The following is an 809-nucleotide window of genomic DNA, read 5'->3' on the forward strand; positions in this document are numbered from 1 at the left end:
CCCCGAACCCGAACCGGCCGCGAAGCCCGAACCGGAGGCGGCGCCGGAGCCCGTCGGCGCGGTGACGGCGGAGCCCGGCCCCGCCATCTCCCTGGAGAAGGTGAAGGCGGCCGGTGGCGCGGGTCTGGCCAAGATGTACAAGTCGGCCGGGGTCTCGCTGGAGAAGGCGGGACTCGCCGGGCAGCGGGCCGCCGTCTACCTGGTGCTGGACCGGTCGGGTTCGATGCGCCAGTACTACAAGGACGGCACCGTGCAGCACCTCGCCGAGCAGGCGCTGGCGCTGTCCGCCAACCTCGATGACGACGGCGTGGTGCCGGTGGTCTTCTTCTCCACCGATGTGGACGGCGTCGCGGAGATCTCCCTGGACAACCACAAGGGCCGCGTCCAGGAGTTGCACGACTCCTACGGGCACATGGGGCGGACCAACTACCACCTGGCCATGCAGGCGGTGGTCGACCACTACACCGAGTCCGGCGCGACCGACCCGGCGTTCGTGATCTTCCAGACCGACGGCGCCCCGACCTCCCGCACCGCCGCCAAGCAGGCGCTGTGCAGGGCGGCGAAGCTTCCGCTGTTCTGGCAGTTCGTGGGCTTCGGCGGCAGTGCCGACAGCAACCAGTTCGACTTCCTGCGCAAGCTGGACACCCTGGCGGTGCCCAAGGCGCGAGTGGTGGACAACGCCGGCTTCTTCCACGCCGGTGACGACCCCATGGCCATGACCGACAACCGGCTGTACAAGCAGCTGACGGCGGAGTTCCCGCAGTGGCTCACCGCCGCCCGGGAGGCCGGCGTCATCCGCTGAGGGCCCT

1 protein-coding gene is annotated in these 809 nt (G+C 70.2%); it reads left to right on the forward strand.

The window, feature by feature from the left end:
- The first annotated feature begins 133 nt into the window (after positions 1-133).
- On the forward strand, positions 134-802 hold the full coding sequence (locus FNQ90_RS25405) for a vWA domain-containing protein (protein WP_143625326.1): 669 nt from the start codon (positions 134-136) through the stop codon (positions 800-802).
- Positions 803-809 lie beyond the last annotated feature (7 nt).

The organism is Streptomyces alkaliphilus (assembly GCF_014141535.1).
Classification (GTDB): Bacteria; Actinomycetota; Actinomycetes; order Streptomycetales; family Streptomycetaceae; genus Streptomyces; species Streptomyces alkaliphilus.

Bases quoted from the DNA above. Each gene is read 5' to 3' on its own strand.
- FNQ90_RS25405 (WP_143625326.1), top strand. From the start codon at position 134: ATGTACAAGTCGGCCGGGGTCTCGCTGGAGAAGGCGGGACTCGCCGGG.